At 67.2% G+C, this 18,660-nt stretch carries 18 protein-coding genes and 1 pseudogene; 10 read left to right on the top strand and 9 right to left on the bottom strand.

The annotated features are described in order from the left end of the window. Positions 1 to 12: 12 nt before the first annotated feature. The 3 genes from rbfA to typA are packed head-to-tail and all read left to right on the top strand — an operon-like array spanning position 13 to position 3,031. Positions 13 to 423, top strand: coding sequence for a 30S ribosome-binding factor RbfA (rbfA, locus tag Q0263_RS07925; RefSeq protein ID WP_298015096.1), 411 nt, complete (start codon positions 13 to 15; stop codon positions 421 to 423). Between the two features lie 35 nt (positions 424 to 458). Continuing rightward, positions 459 to 1,214 carry a tRNA pseudouridine(55) synthase TruB gene (truB, locus tag Q0263_RS07920; protein WP_298015094.1) on the top strand — a complete coding sequence of 252 codons (756 nt, stop codon included), beginning with the start codon at positions 459 to 461 and terminating at the stop codon, positions 1,212 to 1,214. Further along, complete coding sequence (gene typA / locus Q0263_RS07915; protein ID WP_298015092.1) at positions 1,211 to 3,031, top strand: translational GTPase TypA; 1,821 nt, start codon at positions 1,211 to 1,213, stop codon at positions 3,029 to 3,031. Before truB ends, typA begins: the two co-directional genes overlap by 4 nt. Positions 3,032 to 3,109: 78 nt before the next feature. Here the strand turns inward: typA and Q0263_RS07910 are convergent, their stop codons facing one another. Next, positions 3,110 to 3,532 carry a hypothetical protein gene (locus Q0263_RS07910; protein ID WP_298015090.1) on the bottom strand — a complete coding sequence of 141 codons (423 nt, stop codon included), beginning with the start codon at positions 3,530 to 3,532 and terminating at the stop codon, positions 3,110 to 3,112. A gap of 345 nt (positions 3,533 to 3,877) precedes the next feature. Between Q0263_RS07910 and Q0263_RS07905 the strand changes: the two are divergent. Together Q0263_RS07905 and Q0263_RS07900 are read left to right on the top strand one after the other, a co-directional pair. Continuing rightward, positions 3,878 to 4,510, top strand: a pseudogene (locus tag Q0263_RS07905) (YqiA/YcfP family alpha/beta fold hydrolase); the annotation flags it as partial. Between the two features lie 147 nt (positions 4,511 to 4,657). Further along, positions 4,658 to 4,990, top strand: a complete 333-nt coding sequence (locus Q0263_RS07900; RefSeq protein ID WP_366140698.1) for a GNAT family N-acetyltransferase — start codon at positions 4,658 to 4,660, stop codon at positions 4,988 to 4,990. A 41-nt stretch (positions 4,991 to 5,031) separates the two neighbouring features. Here Q0263_RS07900 and Q0263_RS07895 read toward each other — a convergent pair whose 3' ends face one another. The 5 genes from Q0263_RS07895 to Q0263_RS07875 all read right to left on the bottom strand — a co-directional run bounded on the left by Q0263_RS07895 (position 5,032) and on the right by Q0263_RS07875 (position 8,799). Next, positions 5,032 to 5,799, bottom strand: coding sequence for an ATP-binding cassette domain-containing protein (locus Q0263_RS07895; protein ID WP_298015088.1), 768 nt, complete (start codon positions 5,797 to 5,799; stop codon positions 5,032 to 5,034). 5 nt (positions 5,800 to 5,804) lie between these two features. After that, positions 5,805 to 6,515: a histidine ABC transporter permease HisM gene (hisM, locus tag Q0263_RS07890; protein WP_298015086.1), complete on the bottom strand. Its 711-nt coding sequence runs from the start codon at positions 6,513 to 6,515 to the stop codon at positions 5,805 to 5,807. After that, positions 6,512 to 7,201 carry an ABC transporter permease gene (locus tag Q0263_RS07885; RefSeq protein WP_298015084.1) on the bottom strand — a complete coding sequence of 230 codons (690 nt, stop codon included), beginning with the start codon at positions 7,199 to 7,201 and terminating at the stop codon, positions 6,512 to 6,514. Before Q0263_RS07885 ends, hisM begins: the two co-directional genes overlap by 4 nt. Before the next feature lie 80 nt (positions 7,202 to 7,281). Further along, a complete protein-coding gene (locus Q0263_RS07880) occupies positions 7,282 to 8,070 on the bottom strand; it encodes a transporter substrate-binding domain-containing protein (RefSeq protein WP_298015082.1) in 789 nt (262 codons plus the stop codon). 111 nt (positions 8,071 to 8,181) lie between these two features. Further along, a complete protein-coding gene (locus tag Q0263_RS07875; protein WP_298015677.1) occupies positions 8,182 to 8,799 on the bottom strand; it encodes a TIGR00730 family Rossman fold protein in 618 nt (205 codons plus the stop codon). Positions 8,800 to 8,851: 52 nt separating this feature from the next. On the opposite strand from Q0263_RS07875, the gene polA reads away from it, so the two are divergent. Next, positions 8,852 to 11,578: a DNA polymerase I gene (gene polA, locus Q0263_RS07870; RefSeq protein WP_298015080.1), complete on the top strand. Its 2,727-nt coding sequence runs from the start codon at positions 8,852 to 8,854 to the stop codon at positions 11,576 to 11,578. 30 nt (positions 11,579 to 11,608) lie between these two features. Here polA and Q0263_RS07865 read toward each other — a convergent pair whose 3' ends face one another. Together Q0263_RS07865 and htpX are read right to left on the bottom strand one after the other, a co-directional pair. After that, on the bottom strand, positions 11,609 to 13,267 hold the full coding sequence (locus Q0263_RS07865; protein WP_298015078.1) for a Na/Pi cotransporter family protein: 1,659 nt from the start codon (positions 13,265 to 13,267) through the stop codon (positions 11,609 to 11,611). A gap of 14 nt (positions 13,268 to 13,281) precedes the next feature. Further along, the gene (gene htpX, locus Q0263_RS07860) at positions 13,282 to 14,157 is read right to left on the bottom strand and encodes a protease HtpX (protein WP_298015076.1); all 876 of its coding nucleotides are present in this window, start codon (positions 14,155 to 14,157) and stop codon (positions 13,282 to 13,284) included. Positions 14,158 to 14,243: 86 nt separating this feature from the next. Between htpX and Q0263_RS07855 the strand changes: the two genes are divergently transcribed. Continuing rightward, positions 14,244 to 15,155: a DMT family transporter gene (locus Q0263_RS07855; RefSeq protein ID WP_298015074.1), complete on the top strand. Its 912-nt coding sequence runs from the start codon at positions 14,244 to 14,246 to the stop codon at positions 15,153 to 15,155. Next, positions 15,152 to 16,018, top strand: coding sequence for a sulfurtransferase (locus tag Q0263_RS07850; protein WP_298015072.1), 867 nt, complete (start codon positions 15,152 to 15,154; stop codon positions 16,016 to 16,018). Before Q0263_RS07855 ends, Q0263_RS07850 begins: the two co-directional genes overlap by 4 nt. Positions 16,019 to 16,076: 58 nt before the next feature. Here Q0263_RS07850 and Q0263_RS07845 read toward each other — a convergent pair whose 3' ends face one another. Further along, positions 16,077 to 17,234, bottom strand: a complete 1,158-nt coding sequence (locus Q0263_RS07845; RefSeq protein ID WP_298015070.1) for an aromatic ring-hydroxylating dioxygenase subunit alpha — start codon at positions 17,232 to 17,234, stop codon at positions 16,077 to 16,079. A 203-nt stretch (positions 17,235 to 17,437) separates the two neighbouring features. Between Q0263_RS07845 and Q0263_RS07840 the strand changes: the two genes are divergently transcribed. Beyond that, positions 17,438 to 17,716 (top strand): exodeoxyribonuclease VII small subunit, encoded by a 279-nt coding sequence (locus Q0263_RS07840; RefSeq protein ID WP_298015068.1) that lies wholly within the window; start codon positions 17,438 to 17,440, stop codon positions 17,714 to 17,716. After that, positions 17,713 to 18,633 (top strand): polyprenyl synthetase family protein, encoded by a 921-nt coding sequence (locus Q0263_RS07835; RefSeq protein WP_298015066.1) that lies wholly within the window; start codon positions 17,713 to 17,715, stop codon positions 18,631 to 18,633. Before Q0263_RS07840 ends, Q0263_RS07835 begins: the two co-directional genes overlap by 4 nt. The last annotated feature ends 27 nt before the right edge of the window (positions 18,634 to 18,660 follow it).

Raw genomic sequence — 18,660 nt, 5'->3', positions numbered from 1 at the left:
GGCTTTTGAATCATGGGTCGTCATAAATCCAAACCGAATCCCGGCCGCAACACGCGCCTGGCCGACCAGATCCAGCAGGATCTGGCGGCCCTGGTGCAGCGCGAGATCGACGTGGCGCGGGCCGGCCTGATCACCCTGACCGGGGTGGATCTGTCGGCGGATTACGCTCATGCGAAGGTCTATTTCACGGTGCTGGGCGCCGAGCCCGGCACGGCGGCGCAGGCCCTGAACGACAAGGCCGGCTGGCTGCATTCGCAGCTCTTCAAATTGCTGCACATCCATACGGTTCCCACACTGCGCTTCGTGCACGACGTGCAACTGGCGCGGGGGATCGAACTGACCCAACTGATCGATCGGGCCAATCGCCCCCAGGCGGGCGCATCGGAAATCCCCGAACTCGAAGACCCGGACGGCCAGCCCTGACAGGGCGGTCGTCACTCATCTGGACAGATTGAACGATGGCTTCCCGACGCGGGCAGATGCTCGACGGTGTCCTGTTGCTGGACAAACCCGAGGGCCTCTCCAGTAATCATGCGCTGCAACGCGCCAAACGGACGGTGGATGCCCGCAAGGCGGGGCATACCGGCACGCTGGACCCCTTCGCCACGGGCCTGCTGATCTGCTGTTTCGGCCGCGCCACGAAAATTTCCGCGGCCATGCTCGAAGCCGACAAGGTCTACGAGGCGACGGTCGCCTTCGGCGAGGAAACCGACAGCGGAGACCTGACGGGCCACATCGTGGCGCGCGCGGACGCCGTCCCCGCCGTCACGGCCGATCAACTGGAATCCGCGCTGGCCGGGTTCCGGGGCGAGATCGAACAGATCCCGCCCATGGTGTCGGCGCTCAAGCGCGACGGCAAGCCCTTGTACGAATACGCGCGCCAGGGCATCGAACTGGAGCGCCCGCCGCGCCGGATCACCATTCACGCGCTGGACCTGCTGTCCTGCGACGGCGTGTCCGCGCGGCTGAGAGTGCATTGCAGCAAGGGCACCTACGTGCGCACCCTGGCCCAGGACATCGGGCGCCGCCTGGGGTGCCTGGGGCATCTGTCGGCCTTGCGGCGCACGGCCGTCGGCCCCTTCACGATCGAGCACGCCGTCGGGCTGGAAGCCCTGCAGGCCATGGCCGCGCCACAGTCGGCGCTCATCCCTTTACACGCCTTGCCGGACGGACTGCGCCCGGCAAGTGTTTCTACCGAGGAAATCACCTTATGAAGCGAGCTTTGCGCAACGTGGCCATCATCGCCCACGTGGACCATGGCAAGACCACTCTCGTTGACCAGCTGCTGCGGCAGTCCGGCACCTTCCGCGACAACCAGCAGGTGTCCGAGCGGGTGATGGATTCCGGCGATATCGAGCGCGAGCGCGGCATCACCATCCTGGCCAAGAACTGCGCCGTCGAATACGAAGGCACGCACATCAACATTATCGACACCCCGGGACACGCCGACTTCGGCGGCGAGGTCGAGCGGGTGCTGTCCATGGTCGACGGCGTGCTGCTGCTGGTGGATGCGGTCGAAGGCCCCATGCCGCAGACCCGCTTCGTGACGCGCAAGGCCCTGGCCCTGGGCCTGAAGCCCATCGTCGTGGTCAACAAGGTCGACCGTCCGGGCGCCCGCCCGGATTACGTGGTCAATGCCACTTTCGACCTGTTCGACAAGCTGGGCGCGACGGAAGAGCAGCTGGACTTCCCCGTGATCTACGCATCGGGCCTGTCCGGCTATGCCGGCCTGACCGACGACGTCCGCTCGGGCACGATGCGCCCGCTGTTCGATGCCATCCTGCAGTACGTGCCGCAGCGGGACGACGACGCCGACGGGCCGCTGCAGCTGCAGATCATTTCCCTGGACTACAGCAGCTACGTGGGCAAGATCGGCGTGGGCCGCATCAACCGCGGCCGCCTGCATGCCGGCCAGGACGTGGCGGTGAAGTTCGGTCCGGAAGGCGAGTCCTTCAAGGGCCGCGTGAACCAGGTGCTGAAGTTCCAGGGCCTGGACCGCGTGCTGGTGGATTCCGCCGAAGCCGGCGACATCGTGCTGATCAACGGCATCGAGGACATCGGCATCGGCTGCACGCTGATGGATCCGGCAACGCCCGAAGCCCTGCCGATGCTGCGCATCGACGAACCCACCCTGACCATGAATTTCATGGTGAACACCTCGCCCCTGGCCGGGCGCGAGGGCAAGTTCGTCACCAGCCGCCAGGTGCGCGACCGCCTGGACCGCGAACTGAAGTCCAACGTCGCCCTGCGCGTCAACGACACGGACGACGATACGGTGTTCGAGGTCTGCGGCCGGGGCGAACTGCACCTGACCATCCTGCTGGAGAACATGCGCCGCGAAGGCTACGAGCTGGCCGTGTCGCGGCCCCGCGTGATGTTCAAGGAACTGGACGGCGTGAAATGCGAGCCCTATGAACTGCTGACGGTGGACGTGGAAGACGCTCACCAGGGCGGCGTCATGGAAGAATTGGGCCGCCGCAAGGGCGATCTGCAGGACATGCAGCCCGACGGGCGCGGGCGCACCCGCCTGGAATACCGGATTCCGGCGCGCGGTCTGATCGGCTTCCAGAGCGAGTTCCTGACGCTGACGCGCGGCACCGGCCTGATGAGCCACATCTTCGACGACTACGCCCCGGTGCGCGAAGGCGGCGTGGGCGAACGCCGCAACGGCGTGCTGATCAGCCAGGACGACGGCACGGCCGTGGCCTACGCGCTGTGGAAGCTGCAGGAACGCGGCCGCATGTTCGTGTCGCCCCAGGACCCGGTCTATGAAGGCATGATCATCGGCATCCATTCCCGCGACAACGATCTGGTGGTCAACCCGATCAAGGAAAAGAAGCTGACCAACGTGCGGGCCTCGGGCAAGGACGAGCACATCGACCTGGTGCCGCCGATCGCGCTGAACCTCGAATACGCGGTGGAATTCATCGCCGACGACGAACTGGTCGAAGTCACGCCCAAGTCGATCCGTCTGCGCAAGCGCTATCTGCAGGAACACGAGCGCCGCCGCAGCCTGCGCGAATCAGCCTGATTCCGCTCTTCGGCGCCCCAGGCGCCGAAGAGCCGCCGGCAAGCGGCCGCGGGCTGTGTGCTGGGCCTTGCCTTCGGCTCAGTAATCGTCTTCCGTGGTGACGGGCCTGGGCGGGGAGATCCGCGGTGCCGGCTCCAGGTCGGGCTCGCGGTCCTGGATATCCGCCTCGGGCCAGTCGGCGCCGATGGTTTTGGCGAGATCGGCCAATATGCCCAGGGCGGCCTGCAGCGCGTCGTGGCAGCCCTTCGAGTCCTGATCGGGATCGATGCCGGCCAGCTCCGTCAGTTTCGCGATGGCCTCGAGCGCCTGCTTCCGAGCCTTGTCGTAGTGGTGTTCGTCTGGTGGCTGAGGCGCCGGGTCGAACGGGTCCGTGGCGTTCGGGTCCCCCCATGCCGTCGGGGACGGACTCTGGGCGTGATCGAGAGGCGATGCTCTTCGCAGCGCCTCGAGCAGGCGCGCGGCCTGCTGATCGTTGATGGCTCGAAGGTCTCTGTCTCTCATGGCTGGAAAATGGGCTGGCGGCGGCATCGTGCCGCCGGGGCATGGCGGTCCGAAGAGGTCCGGAGCGGCGGGTCGGCCATCCGGTTCGCGGCCATGGATCCGCCGGCAATCAACGCTCCGCGCCTTATTTCACCATGATGAATCAAGGCGTTGCGCCTTTTGCGCGCGGATATTGACCATGCTTGACAAAGTTTTCAATTTTTTGCGAAAGCCCGTGTGGAATGCCGCGCCGGACGGATGCAGGCGGGGCCCGGCGAGCCGCGGAGCGGAGGGCTGTTTACAATGAAACGCGAGGTTCCGTTGCGCGCCGCCGGGCGCCCGGATCGCCGCGACTGCTGGGACACCATGATTCTCTATCTGCACGGATTCCGATCCTCTCCCGATTCCTTCAAGGCCCGCCTGATGGCCCAGGCGCTGGCCGATCGCGGCTTGTCGGCCGACTGGCGCTGCCCGCAGCTGCCCGCCAGCCCCGCGGCCGCGATGGACCTGGCGCTGAGCCTGGCCCGGGCGCACCTGGAGGCCGATGCGGCATCCGGAGACGGGCGGGACGGTTCGGCCGGGGGCGGCGATGCGGCGGCCCGCCTGACGGTCATCGGCTCGTCCCTGGGCGGTTTCTATGCCACGTGGCTGGCGGAACGCCTGGGCTGCCGCGCCGTGTTGCTGAATCCGGTCGTGCATGCGGCCCGGGATCTGGGCACGCAGGTCGGCTCTCACCGCACTTTCCATGGCGACGAGCCTTTCGAGTTTCTGCCCGGCCATGTGGATGAGCTGGCCCGGGCCGAAGCCGATCTGCGCGCCCTGAGCCGCCCCGAGCGCTATTTCCTGCTGGCCGCCACCGGCGATGAAGTGCTGGACTGGCGGGAGATGCGGGCGCGCTTCGCCGGCAGCCGCCAGCGCATCATCGAAGGCAGCGATCATGGCATCTCGGATTTCGAACGCTGGCTGCCGGAAGTCCTGGATTTCGCCCTGGCAGCTCCCGCGCCGGGCCGGCCGGCCGAGGCCGGCGAATCGCAGGTTGGCGCGGGCGAGGGTCGGGCGGGCTGCCGGGTCGTCACGGGCAGCTGGGACGATCTGGGGGCCGAAGCCGGCCGCATCCGCCTGGAAGTCTTTGTCCAGGAACAGCAGGTGCCGCTGGAAGAAGAACTGGATCCCAAGGACGCCGAGTGCCTGCATGCCATCGTCTACGACGCGGCGGGGCAGGCGGTGGGCACGGGCCGCCTTCTGCCCGACAGCCATATCGGCCGCATGGCCGTGCGCCGGTCGTGGCGGGGCGCGGGCGTCGGTTCGCTGCTGTTGACGGCGCTGATGGACGCCGCCCGCCGGCGCGGCGATGCCGGAGTCGTCTTGGCCGCCCAGATGCAGGCGCGACCCTTCTATGCCCGCCACGGCTTCGTGGAGGAAGGCGAGACCTTCATGGATGCCGGCATCGAGCACCGGCTGATGCGGCTGCGCTTCTGACGGCTTTCGCGGCCGCGTCGCCAGGCGCCGCCGGCGCGGCTTTACTTCAGGTTGCCCGACAGGAACTGCCGCAGCCGGGGGCTTTGCGGATTGTCGAAGATGTCGGCGGGGGCGCCGGTTTCTTCCGCCACGCCCTGGTGCAGGAACATGACGTGGGACGCCAGATTGCGGGCGAAACCCATTTCATGGGTCACGACCAGCATGGTGCGGCCTTCCTCGGCCAGCTTCTGCATGACCTTCAGCACTTCGCCCACCAGTTCCGGGTCCAGGGCCGAGGTGGGCTCGTCGAAGAGCATGACTTCCGGTTCCATGGCCAGCGCGCGGGCGATGGCCACGCGCTGCTGCTGGCCGCCCGACAGGGAGGACGGATACTGGGTTTCGACCTTGGGGTCGAGGCCGACCTTGGCCAGGTAGTGGCGGGCGCGTTCGGTGGCTTCGGCGCGGCTGAGCTTGAGCACCTGGATGGGCGCTTCGATCACGTTGCCCAGGACGTTCATGTGCGCCCACAGGTTGAAATGCTGGAACACCATGGCGAGCTTCGAGCGCAGGCGGCGCAACTGGTCCAGATCGGCCGCATGGGGCTCGCCGTGCTTGTCCTGCGTGATCTTCAGCAGTTCGCCGTTCAGCGACACGGAGCCCTGGTTGGGTTTTTCCAGGAAATTGATGCAGCGCAGGAAGGTGGATTTCCCCGAGCCGCTGGAGCCCAGGATACAGATCACGTCGCCCGCGTTGGCCTGCAGGGAGACGCCTTTCAGGACCTCGTTGTCACCGTAGCGCTTGTGGATGTTGAGTACGTCGAGTTTGGACATGGGTGTTATCGGTGAAGGCCCAGGTAGGCCAGTGTACGGCGTTCATACCAGCGGAACAGTCCGATCAGGGTAAACGACAGCCCCAGGTAGAGCAGGGCGGCGATCCCGTAGGACGCGAAGGTCTGGTAGGTGGCGGAATTGGCATCCCGGGCGACCTTCAGGATGTCGGGGACCGTGGCGGTGAAGGCCAGGGAGGTGGCGTGCAGCATCAGGATGACTTCGTTGCTGTAGGCGGGCAGCGCCCGGCGCAGCGCCGAGGGCAGGATCACCCGGCGGTACAAGGCGAAGCGCGTCATGCCGTAGGCGCGGGCGGCCTCGATTTCGCCGGCGCTGGTGGCGCGGATGGCGCCCGCGAAGATTTCCGTCGTGTAGGCGACCGTGTTCAGGGTCAGGGCCAGGACCAGGCAGTTGAAGCCGTTCTGGAAGAAGGTCGCCAGGCTGGGCGTGCCCTTGACGAAATCCAAGCTGTAGATGCCGGCGTAGATGAACAGGATCTGCACGTACAGCGGCGTGCCCCGGAAGACGTAGCTGAAGGTCCACAGGGGGATCGACAGCCAGCGACGCGACGACACCCGGGCCACGGCCAGGAAGATGGAGAGGAAGAAGCCCATGGATACCGACAGCACCAGCAGCCACAGGGTGACGGCCATGCCCGACAGGCTGCCGTTGCTGGCGTACAGGTAGGCCCGCCAGAATTGATCCAGCACGTCGATCATAGGGCGACCTCGCGCACGCCCACGCTGTAGCGCTTGTCCAGCCAGTACAGCACCCCGTTGGACACGGTGGTCAGCGCCAGATAGATCAGGCCGGTGAGGCTGATGAAGAGAAACACCCGGAAGGTGACGTTGCCGGCATCCTGGGCGACCTTGACCAGATCGGACAGGCCGATCAGGGACACCAGGGCCGTGGATTTCAGCAGGACCTGCCAGTTGTTGCCGATGCCGGGCAGGGCGTGGCGCATCATCTGCGGGAACAGCACCCGGCGAAAGACCTGGAATTCGCGCATGCCGTAGGCGGTGGCCGCTTCCATCTGGCCGTGGGGCACCGCCATGAAGGCGCCGCGGAAGGTCTCGGCGAAGTAGGCGCCGTAGATGAATCCCAGCGTCAGCACGCCGGCGCCGAAGGGATCGATGTCGATGGGGTCCAGGCCCAGCAGGTCCGTGAACTCGTTCAGGTAGATCTGCAGGCTGAAGAAGATCAGCAGCATCAGCACCAGGTCGGGGACTCCGCGGATCAGCGTGGTGTAGGCCGTCGCCAGCAGGCGGGCGCTCCAGGAGTCGGAGAGCTTCGCCCAGGCGCCCAGCAGGCCCAGGCCCAGGGCGACCAGCAGGGACAGCACCGCCAGCTGGATGGTGACCCAGGTCCCCGCCAGCAGCAGGGGGCCATAGCCGTTCAGAAACATGGGAAACTTCAGGAATGAAGGCCGCCCGGTCGTGCAGCGCCGTCCGGGCGGTCAGGGTGTGCGGCATGCCGCACGCCGGATTATTGGGCGGGGAACTGGATCAGGCCTTGGGCGAAGTATTTCTTCGCGAAGCCCTGGAGGGTGCCGTCGGCCAGCATGGCTTTCAGGGCCTTGTCGACGTCGGCTTTCAGCTTGTTGCCCTTGCGCAGGCCCATGGCGATGGGGTCGTTCAGGATGGGATCGTCCAGCGTCATCTGCGCCAGTTCATAGTCGGCGCCCTCGGGCTTGCTGAGGAAGCCTTCGACCGCGCTCTGGGCTTCCTGGAATGTGGCATCCAGGCGGCCGGCGGTGACGTCCACGTAGGCGTTGGTATAGCTGGGGTAGGACACCACGGTCACGCCCTTGGGCGCCCAGTACTTGCGGGCGTAGGTTTCCATGGTGGTGCCCTGCTGCACGCCCACGCGCTTGCCCTTCAGGGATTCCGCCGTGGGTTCCAGGCCGCTGCCCTTCTTGACCATGAGCTTGACCGGCACGATGTACATCGGCGTGGAGAAGTCGATGACCTTCTTGCGGGCTTCCGTGGCCGTCATGGTGGAATTGGCGAGGTCGAACTTGCGGGCCTGCAGGCCGGGGATCAGGCCGTCGAAGGACTGGTCGATCCAGACGCACTTGCGCTGCAGGCGCTTGCACAGTTCGTTGCCGATGTCGATGTCGAAGCCTTCGAGCTGGCCGTTCGGGTTGCGGTATTCAAAGGGGGGGTAGCCGGCTTCGGTGGCGATCTTGAGTTCCTGGGCATCGGCCGCCGAGCTGGCGGCGGGAATCAGCCCGGCTGCGATCAGCAGCGCGGCGCCAAGCAGGGTCGTTTTCATCGGATGGTTCTCCTGTGGGGCCGGGCGCTGAGTGGCCGCCCGGCGGTAACAAGGCGTGATGTTAACTCAGGTCGCGACGCGGCCGCATCAAGCATTACCCGTAGAGGGGGCTTATTCGGGCAGGGCGGGTTCCCGGTCGGGTTCGATCTGGACGGCTTCCTGGATCTGCCGGATGACCTCGTCCAGGTCGTCGGTGACGGTGAGCAGATCGATGTCGAAGGGGCTCACCGTGCCGTTGGGAATCAGCTGGTCGCGGACCCAGTCGATCAGGCCGGACCAGAACTCGGTGCCGACCAGGATGATGGGGGCGGGCGGCTGCTTCATGGTCTGCACCAGCGTGATGGCCTCGAACAGTTCGTCCAGGGTGCCGAAGCCCCCGGGCAGCACGACGTAGGCCAGGCTGTGCATGAAGAACGAGGCCTTGCGCGAATTGAAGTATTCGAAGTGCAGGCTGTCGGTCTGGTAGGAATTGTCGGAATTTTCCCGGGGCAGGCGGATGTTCAGTCCGACGCTGCGCCCGCCGGCTTCGAAGGCGCCCCGGTTGGCGGCTTCCATCAGGCCCGGCCCGCCGCCGGCGATGACCGGCACGCCCAGTTGCGCGATGCGGGAGCCCAGCTCCTGGCCCAGCTCGTAAAAGGGGTGGCCGCGCGGGATGCGGGCGCTGCCGAAAATGCTGACGCCCATGCCGATTTTCTGGAAAGCGATGGCTGCGTTGCGCATCTCTGCAATAATCGTGGGAATCTGTTGTTCTGCCGAGACCCGTTTTGTCTTCTTGTCTGTCATGAAAAAAACCTTGTTGCTTGTCGATGGGTCCAGCTACCTGTACCGCGCATATCATGCGATGCCCGATCTGCGCAATGCGCAGGGCGAACCCACGGGCGCCTTGTACGGCGTCATCTCCATGTTACGGAGGCTGATGGCCGATTACAAGGATGCGGCGCGGTATGGCGCCTGCGTCTTTGACGCCCCCGGGGGATCATTCAGGGAACAGATGTATCCGCAGTACAAGGCCAACCGGCCGTCCATGCCCGAGGACCTGCGGACCCAGATTCCCGCCATACACGAAGCGGCGGCGGCGTTGGGCTGGACCGTGATTGTGACACCCGGCGTCGAGGCCGACGATGTCATCGGCACCCTGGCGCGCCAGGCGGCTGAAAACGACTTTTATACCATTATTTCCACCGGCGACAAGGATCTAGCCCAGTTGGTGAACGACCGGGTCGAGCTGATCAACACCATGTCGGGCGATCGGCAGGACCGCGACGGCGTGATCCGCAAGTTCGGCGTGCCGCCGGAACGCATCATCGACTACCTGATGCTGACGGGCGACGTGGTGGACAATGTGCCCGGGGTGGACAAGGTCGGCCCCAAGACCGCCGCCAAGTGGCTGAACGAATACGGCAGCATCGAAGCGCTGGTGGAACAGGCGGAACAGATCAAGGGGGTGGCCGGGGCCAATCTGCGCCAGGCCGCCGCCCATTTTCCGATGACCCGCGAATTGCTCACGATCAAGCTGGATTGCGAACTGCCGCCCGAACACGCCGTCGGCGCCCTGGAACTGCGCGCGCCGGACCAAGCCGTCCTGACCCGCCTGTACGAAACCTACGGCTTCCGGTCATGGCTGCGCGAGGTCACGGGCGAGCCGGATCGCATTCCCCGGCAGGACGCCCGGGCCGCGCAGCCGGACGCGGCGCTTCAGGCGCCCGATCAACTGCGCTATGAGACCATCCTGGATCGGGACCATTTCGCGCAGTGGCTGGATCGGCTGCGGACGGCGCCCCTGGTCGCCCTGGATACCGAGACCACCAGCCTGGATCCCATGGCGGCCCGCCTGATCGGCCTGTCGGTGGCCGTCGAGCCGGGCTGGGCGGCCTACATCCCGGTCGGCCACCGCGCGCCCGGCACGCCCGATCAGCTGGACCGCGCCTGGGTGCTGGACCAGCTGCGTCCCTGGATCGAGGACGCCGCCGCCCCCAAGCTGCTGCATCACGCCAAATACGATGCCCACGTGTTCGCCAACGAAGGCCTTGCCCTGCGCGGCGTGCGGCACGACACCATGCTGCAGGCCTACGTACTGCAGTCACACCGGCGGGTCAATCTGCAGGATCTGTGCATCCAGTGGCTGGGGCTCACCGGGACCACCTATGAAGATCTGTGCGGCAAGGGCGCCCGCCAGATCGGTTTCGACGAAGTGGATCTGGAACGCGCCGCGCATTACGCCGCCGAGGACGCCGACTTCACCCTGCGCCTGCACCAGGTGCTGCTGCCGCAGGTGCAGGCGCATCCGGGCCTGTTGCGCACCTACGAACTGGAAATCCGGACCTCGGACGTCCTGACGCGCATCGAGCGCAACGGCGTGGCCATCGATGCCCAGGTCCTGGCCCGGCAGAGCCACGAACTGGGACAGCAGATGATCGATCTGGAATCCCAGGTGCACGCCCTGGCGGGCCAGCCCTTCAATCTGAATTCGCCCAAGCAGCTGGGCGAGATCCTGTTCACGCGGATGCAGCTGCCGGTGCTGCGCAAGACCGCCGGCGGGGCGCCGTCCACGGACGAAGAGGTCCTGACGCGGCTGGCGGCCGACTATCCTCTGCCGCGCCTGCTGCTGGATTACCGGGGCATCGCCAAGCTGAAATCCACCTACACCGACAAGCTGCCGCGCATGATCGATCCGCGGACGGGCCGGGTGCACACGCGGTATGCCCAGGCCGCCGTCATCACGGGGCGCCTGGCGTCGTCGGATCCCAATCTGCAGAACATCCCCGTGCGCACGGCCGAGGGCCGGCGGGTGCGCTCGGCCTTCGTCGCCAGCCTGGGCAGCATCGTCTCGGCCGACTATTCCCAGATCGAGCTGCGGGTCATGGCGCACGTGTCGGGCGACGCCAATCTGCGCCGCGCCTTCGCCGAAGGCCAGGACATCCACCGCGCCACGGCGGCCGAGGTCTTCGGCGTGGCGCCCGACCAGGTCGACGCCGAACATCGCCGGGCGGCCAAGGCCATCAATTTCGGCCTGATCTACGGCATGGGCGAGTTCGGCCTGGCGTCCAACCTGGGCATCACCCGCGCGGCGGCCAAATCCTATATCGACCGGTATTTCATGCGCTACCCGGGCGTGGCGGAATACATGGACCGCATCCGTCGCCAGGCGCGGGAGCAGGGCTACGTGGAAACCGTCTTCGGCCGGCGCCTGTATTTCCCGGAGCTGGCCGGCGCCAAGGGCCCCCGGGCCGCGGCTGCGGAACGCGCCGCCATCAACGCCCCCATGCAGGGGACGGCGGCGGACCTGATCAAGATGGCCATGGTCGCGGTGCAGGACTGGATGATCGCGGACGGCCTGCGCAGCCTGATGATCATGCAGGTGCATGACGAACTGGTGTTCGATGCCGCGCCCGACGAGGTCGATCTCCTGCGCGAGCGGGTGCCGCGGCTGATGGCCGGCGTCGCCGATCTGGCCGTGCCCCTGGTGGCCGAGGTCGGGGTGGGGCATGACTGGGGCGAGGCGCACTGACGCCATCCCCGCGTTCCGCGGGACGCGGATTCAGTCGGCGTCGCGCAGCCGGTTGGGGCGCAGCTCGCCGTGGCGCGCCAGGATCGGGTAGGCGGCGGCGTTGACCAGATAGGCGTTCACGCCGCCGGCGTCGCGCAGCACTTCCAGGTAGAAGGCGCCGAGATCGGCGGCATCCAGGCGGCCGGTCTTGATGCGTTCCAGGTGGCGGTCGGCCGCCTGGGCTTCGAGCGTGCGGAAGTAGTCTTTTTCAAAGGCCAGGTTGCGGGCCACCTGGCGGTCTCCGGACACGAACAGCGACGCCGCCTGGCGCAGATTGCGCTGCAGGCGGTCCAGCGTGTCGGTGAGTTCGGTCCGCTGTTCGGCGTCCAGCGACCAGTGCTTCTTGTGCAGGCGGCTGGCATGGCCCAGCAGCCCCATGCCCGAGACGCTGGCGGCGTGGGCGATGTTCATCGAGAAGGTCAGGATGGCTTTCAGGTACTGTTCGTCGTCGGGGCTGAGGCTTTCCTGCTCCAGCGTGGCCAGATAGGTGGTGATGGACTGGTCCAGCTGGCCGATGGCGCCGTTCAGGTAGCGGGCGCGGCCGGTGGCCTGGCCGTCTTCCTGCAGCAGGGCGCGCTGCGTCAGCTGCAGGGATTCGCGCAGCAGGTCCGTCAGCCGCAGGGATTCCCGGGCGGCCTGGCCGAGGGCCACGGCCGGCACTTCGCGGGCGGACTCGTCCAGGTAGCGGGGCCGGGCCGGATCGTCGGGGTTGCTGCGGTGCGGCAACAGGCGTTGCAGCAAATGGGCGTAGGGCTGCAGGACCGGCATGAAGCAGGCCGCCACGATCAGGTTGAAGATCAGGTGAAAGTTGGCCACGCCGTGGGCGGGGTCGCCGCCCAGCGCCTGCATGATGTCGCCCGACCAGGGCAGCAGGGCCATGCCCAGCAGGCAGCCGGCGACCCGGGTGCCCAGATTGCCCACCGGCAGCCGCCGGGAGGCGGGGTTGTCGTCGTGGCCGCCTTCCAGCACCGGATTGATGGCCGTGCCCAGGTTGGCGCCCAGCACCAGGGTGTAGGCCAGCATGGGATCGGCCAGGCCGTGGTGGGCCAGCGACATGATGAGCACCACCACGGCCACGCTGGAATGGGAGGCCCAGGTGAGCGCCGTGCTGGCCAGCAGGGCCAGCAGCGGGGCGTCGCCCAGGGCGTCCAGCGCCGTGCCCAGCATGGGAGCGCTTTTCAGCGGCTCGAACATGGAGACCAGTTCGTTCAGGGACAGCAGCAGCAGGCCCAGGCCGATGAACGTCCGGCCCAGGTCGCGGGCGCGCCCGGGCGCATAGTGGCGGAACATCCAGACGCCGATCAGGATCAGGCCGGGCGCCAGGGCGGTGGGATTGAAGGACAGGGCCTGCACGATCAGCGTCGTGCCCACGTTGGCGCCCAGCATGGCGGCCAGGCCCGGCACCAGAGAGACCAGCCCGTCCATGGCGAAGCCGGCGATCATCAGGCCGGTGGCCGTGCTGCTCTGGATGGCGGCCGTGATGAGCAGGCCGGTGCTGAAGGCGCGGGGCAGGGAACCCATGGCGCGCGCCATCCACATCCCCAGGGCCTTGCCGAAGGCCCGCTGCACGCCGGTCTGCACCATGTGCACCCCCCACAGCAGCAAGGCGATGAAGCCGCTGAAGGCGATGATGACCTGGAGTTCCTTCATGCCGGGGCGCGGTGTCAGGCCTGCTGGCGGCGCAGGGCTTCGATGCGCTGCTCGATGGGCGGGTGCGAGGCGAACAGGGCGCCCAGCGCGCCGCCCGTGATGCCGGAGGCCTGGAAGGACTTGGGCAGTTCGCCGGCCTCGACGCCGCCCAGCCGCGCCAGGGCGTGGATCATGGGTTCGCGCGAACCCAGCAGGCGGGCCGAACCAGCGTCGGCGCGGTATTCGCGCTGCCGGGAGAACCAGGCCACGATGATCGAGGCGATGACGCCGAACAGGATTTCACAGATGAAGACGCTGGCGTAGTAGCCCATGCCCACGCCGCGCTCGTTCTTCAGGATGGCTCGGTCGATGAAATACCCCACCAGGCGCGACAGGAATATCACGAAGGTGTTGACCACGCCCTGGATCAGGGTGAGCGTGACCATGTCGCCGTTGGCGATGTGCGAGACCTCGTGGCCCAGGACGGCGGCGACTTCCTCTTCGGACATGGACGACAGCAGGCCCGTGGAGACCGCCACCAGCGAGTCGTTGCGAAAGGCTCCGGTGGCGAAGGCGTTGGGGGCGCCTTCGTAGATGGCGACTTCCGGGCGGCCGATGCCGGCGCGGTCGGCCAGCTGGTGCACGGTATCCACCAGCCAGGCTTCGCGCTGGTTGCGCGGCGCCTGGGGATCGATGACCTGGGCGCCCGTGCTGGTCTTGGCCATCCATTTGCTCATCAGCAGCGAGATGAAGGCGCCGCCGAAGCCGATGAGGGCCGCGAAGATCAGCAGCTGGGCCGGGTCGATGCCGTTGGCCGTCAGGTAGCGGCCGACGCCCAGCAGGTTCATGGTGATGCTGAGCACCAGCATGACGGCCATGTTGGTGGCGAGAAACAGAATGATGCGCTTCATGTGGGGGATGGCTCCGCGAGTCGGTTTTGATGGCTCAAAGTGTATAGTATCGGCTTTGCGAACTGTATCCGGTTGTGGTGACAAACATGCAGTCCTTGTGGATGCTGCTGGCCTGTGCGATGTTCGCCATGATGGGGGCTTTCGTCAAAGTCGCGGCCGACCTGGGCGCCACCTTGCCCGAGATCGTGCTGTTTCGCGGCATCCCGTCGGTCCTGCTGCTGTTTTTCTGGGCGCGATCCACGCGCCGCACCATTCGTCCTTCCAGCTGGCGCCTGCACGTCTGGCGCAACATCAGCGGGATCGCCTCCATGTGGCTGGGGTTCTTCGCCCTGTCGCATCTGGCCCTGCCCACCGCCATCAGCCTGAACTACACCGCGCCGCTGTTCATCGCCGGCTGGCTGCTGTTCTTCGGCGGCGCGCAGCGCGACCCCGTCCGCGTCCTGGCGGTGCTGGCCGGCTTCCTGGGGGTGCTGGGCATTCTGCGGCCCAGCGTCGAGCACGATCAATGGCTGGCCGCCCTGATGGGGCTGGGGGCGGGCGGCCTGGCGGCCATCGCCATGATGCAGATCCGCCAGCTGGGCCAGATCGGCGAACCGGAATGGCGCACCGTGCTGCTGTTTTCCATCGGCGTGTGCATCAGCGGCGTGGTCGGCATCGGCGCGCAGGGGTGGCGCACGTCCGATCCCCTGGCGCTGCTGGCCCTGACCGGACTGGGGCTGGCAGGCCTGGTGGGACAGTTGACCATGACGCGGGCTTTCGGCTTGGGGTCTACCCTGTTGACGGCCGCCCTGCAGTACACCACCATCATCTTTGCCGCGCTGATCGGCATCCTGTTCTGGGGTGATCGGCCGGCTCCGCTGGCCTGGGCCGGCATGGCGCTCATTATCGGCTCGGGTCTGCTGTCGGTGTGGCGCACGCATATGGAATCCCGCACCCTGCGGGGCAGCAGCCGCCCGCCCGCAGGGGCTCCGCAGACCAAGGAGGTAAACCCATCATGACCGACTTACTGATTCAGGCCGAGGCATTGCGTGATCGTCTGAGCCGTCCGGGCTGCCTGGTGTTCGATGTGCGCCATGATCTGGCCGATCATCAGGCGGGCCGCCGCGCCTACGAGGCCGGCCACATCCCGGGCGCCCTGTATCTGGATCACGAAGCCCAGCTGAGCGCGCCGCGCACCGGCCGCAACGGCCGGCATCCCCTGCCGGACCGGGCCGATTTCGCCGCCCTGATGCGGACTCAGGGCCTGACGGCGCGTTCCGATGTCGTGGTCTACGATGCGGGCAACAGCATGTTCGCCGCCCATCTGTGGTGGATGCTGCGCTGGCTGGGGCATGAATCGGTGGCGGTGCTCGACGGCGGCTGGGCCGCCTGGCAGGCGCTGGGCGGCGCCGTGGAAACCGGCCCCCGGACGGCCTCCGTCAGCGAGGCCCAGGCCTTGCAGGGCCTGGTGCTGACCGGGCAGCCCTCCATGCCGGCCGTGGATGCGCGGGCAGTGCTGGCCAATCTGGACGAACCCCGTTTCACCGTGCTGGACGCCCGGGCGCCCGAGCGCTTCAGCGGCGAGGTCGAACCCATGGATCCCGTGGGCGGGCACATCCCGGGCGCCCTGAACCGGCCCTTCTCGCAGAACGTGGAAGCCGACGGCCGCTTCAAGTCTCCGGCGCGCCTGCGCCAGGAATTCGAGTCCCTGCTGGGCAGCCGGCTGGATCGCGGCATCGTGCACCAGTGCGGCTCGGGCATCACGGCCTGCCACAACGTCTTTGCCATGGAACTGGCAGGCCTGCGGGGTTCCGCCCTGTATCCCGGGTCCTGGAGCGAATGGTGCAGCGACCCCGAACGGCCGGTGGCCCGCGGCCGCTGACTTTCGCGGGATCCCCCGCCTTGCGCCTGGCAAGGCGCCCCGATTCGCCAGGCGCGGATCAGTCCGCGGGGGACTGATCCGCGTCCGGGCTCATCATGCGCCGGTACCAGGCGTGGAAATGCGCCATCCCGTCTTCCAGCGGGCTTTGATAGGGGCCGCATTCGTTGACGCCGCGTTTCATCAGGGCGCGGCGCCCGGCGTCCATCCGTTCGCCGATCTCGTCGTCCTCCACGGCCGTTTCCATGTAGGCGGCCCGCTGGGCCTCGATGAACTCGCGCTCGAAGGCGACGATTTCCTCCGGGTAGTAGAACTCGATGACGTTGACCGTTTCCTGGGGGCCGACCGGATGCAGGGTCGACAGCACCAGCACGTGCGGATAGAGCTCGATCATGTGGGTGGGGAAGTACGTCACCCAGATCGCGCCGAAGTCCGGCGCCGACCCCGAGCGGTATTGCAGCAGGCGGTCGTGCCATGTGCCGTAGATGTCCGTGCCCGGCTGCCCCAGGGCCTGGTGCACGCCGACTTTCTGCATGCTGTGGAATTCGCCGAATTCCCAGCTCAGGTCGTCGCAGGTCACGAACTGCCCCAGACCCGGATGGAAGGGGCCGACGTGGTAGTCCTCCAGGTAGACCTCGATGAAGGTCTTCCAGTTGTAACGGCAGGTGTGAACCTCGACGTGGTCCAGCTGGTAGTCGCTGAAATCGAATTCCGGGCGGGCGAACAGGCCGTCCAGGTCCTGCGCGGGGTGGCGTTCGCCTTCGAAGAGCAGGCCGTGGTAGCGGTGCAGCGGAAAATCCACCAGCCGGGCGTCCGGCTGCTCCGGAAACAGGGGCGCGTCCAGCAGCCTGCCCTGGGTGTCGTAGCTCCAGTGGTGCACCGGACACAGGATGCGCCCGCCGGTCTGGCACAGGTTGCCGGATGCGCAGGACGCGTCGCTGCCGTTCTGGCTGCCCAGCATCAGCGCCTGGCGGTGGCGGCACACGTTGGACAGCAGGCGCACGTCGTGGCGGTCGCGCAGCAGCACGCGGCCGCCGCCTTCATGGGTCAGGGTGCGCCAGTCGCCCGATTCCGGCACCATCTGTTCGTGGCCGACGTAGCGGGCGCTGTGGGCGAAGATCTGCCGGCGTTCCTGCGCCAGGACGGCCGGATCGAAATAATGATGGACGGGCAACTGGCTGGCCAGGTCCGCGCCGGAAGGGATGGTTGGGTAGCTCATGATTCCCCCCGCCAAGAATGATGCCGGCCGGAATGCGGGCCGGAGCGAAGAAAATGCCCGTCGGGGACGGGACAGGGGCCAAAATTGTACCCCAGTCGGCCCGGGCCCATTTTCAGGGTCGCCCCGGGGCTCGTCGGGCCGTCATTTTCACCCGGCCCCGGGGTTCTCGTACAATCCAGTCTGGACTTCAATGATGACACCCCATGGCCAAGGAAAAAAACGCGCCGAGCCCCGATGCTTCGCCGGCGCCGGAGGCACTGCCCGCCGATTTCGAATCCGCGCTGGCTGAACTTGAATCGCTGGCGGCCCGCATGAGCGACGGCACTCTGGGCCTGGAAGAATCCATCGCGCTGTATCAGCGCGGGGTGGCGCTGGCCCGCGTCTGCCAGCAGCGGCTGGATGCCGCCGAGCAGCAGGTGCAGGTGCTCCAGGGACAGCTGCTGGAACCCTTCGAGGGCGCTCCGGGGCAGGACGCGTCATGACCGCGACGGCCGGCAATTTTGATCAGTGGCTGCAGGACGCCGTCGCCCGCGTCGGCGGGGTGCTCGATGACGTGCTCCCGCCCCTGGAGGACGACGGTCCCGCGCGTCTGCACGAAGCCATGCGGTATGCCGTGCTGGGGCCGGGCAAGCGCATCCGCGCGGCCCTGGTGCTGGCGGCGGGCGAGGCCAGCTGCACCCCGGGGGTGGCCGCTGCGGCCCAGGATCTGGCTCTGGACGGGGCGGCGGCGGCGGTGGAACTGATCCACGCCTATTCCCTGATCCACGACGATCTGCCCTGCATGGACGACGACGATCTGCGACGCGGCCGCCCGACCGTGCATCGCCAGTTCGACGACGAGGCGCTGGCCATGCTGGCGGGCGATGCGCTGCAGCCGCTGGCCTTCGATTGCCTGGTGCAGATGCCGATCGCGCCGGCGCTGATCGTCCAGGCCGTGCAGCTGCTGGCGCGCGCGGCGGGCAGCGACGGCATGGTGGGCGGGCAGGCCATCGATTGCGCCAGCGTGGGCCATGCCCTGTCCATCGAATCCCTGCAGCGCATGCACCGCATGAAGACCGGTGCCCTGCTCGAAGCCAGCGTGCTGCTGGGCGGGGTGGTGGCCGGGGCCAGCTCCACGGTGCGCACCGGTCTGGAATCCTATGCGGCCGCCATGGGGCTGGCGTTTCAGGTCGTCGATGATATTCTGGACGTCACGGCGGATTCCGCGACCCTGGGCAAGACCGCCGGCAAGGATGCCGCGCAGGGCAAGCCCACCTACGTATCCATCCTGGGGCTGGACGCTTCCCGCGAACTGCTGCTGAATCTGCGCGAGCAGGCCCACCAGGCCCTGCTGCCGCTGGGGCCTTCGGCCTGCCGGCTGCGCGAACTGGCTGATTACATCATTGGCCGGACCCACTGAATCCCGGGTCCGGGCCGACATGAAGAA

It is taken from the genome of uncultured Castellaniella sp. (genome assembly GCF_937988725.1).
In the GTDB taxonomy this organism is placed as follows: domain Bacteria; phylum Pseudomonadota; class Gammaproteobacteria; order Burkholderiales; family Burkholderiaceae_B; genus Castellaniella.
Note: the sequence above shows the minus strand (reverse complement) of the source record. Positions and strands in the feature narration are given on the sequence as shown.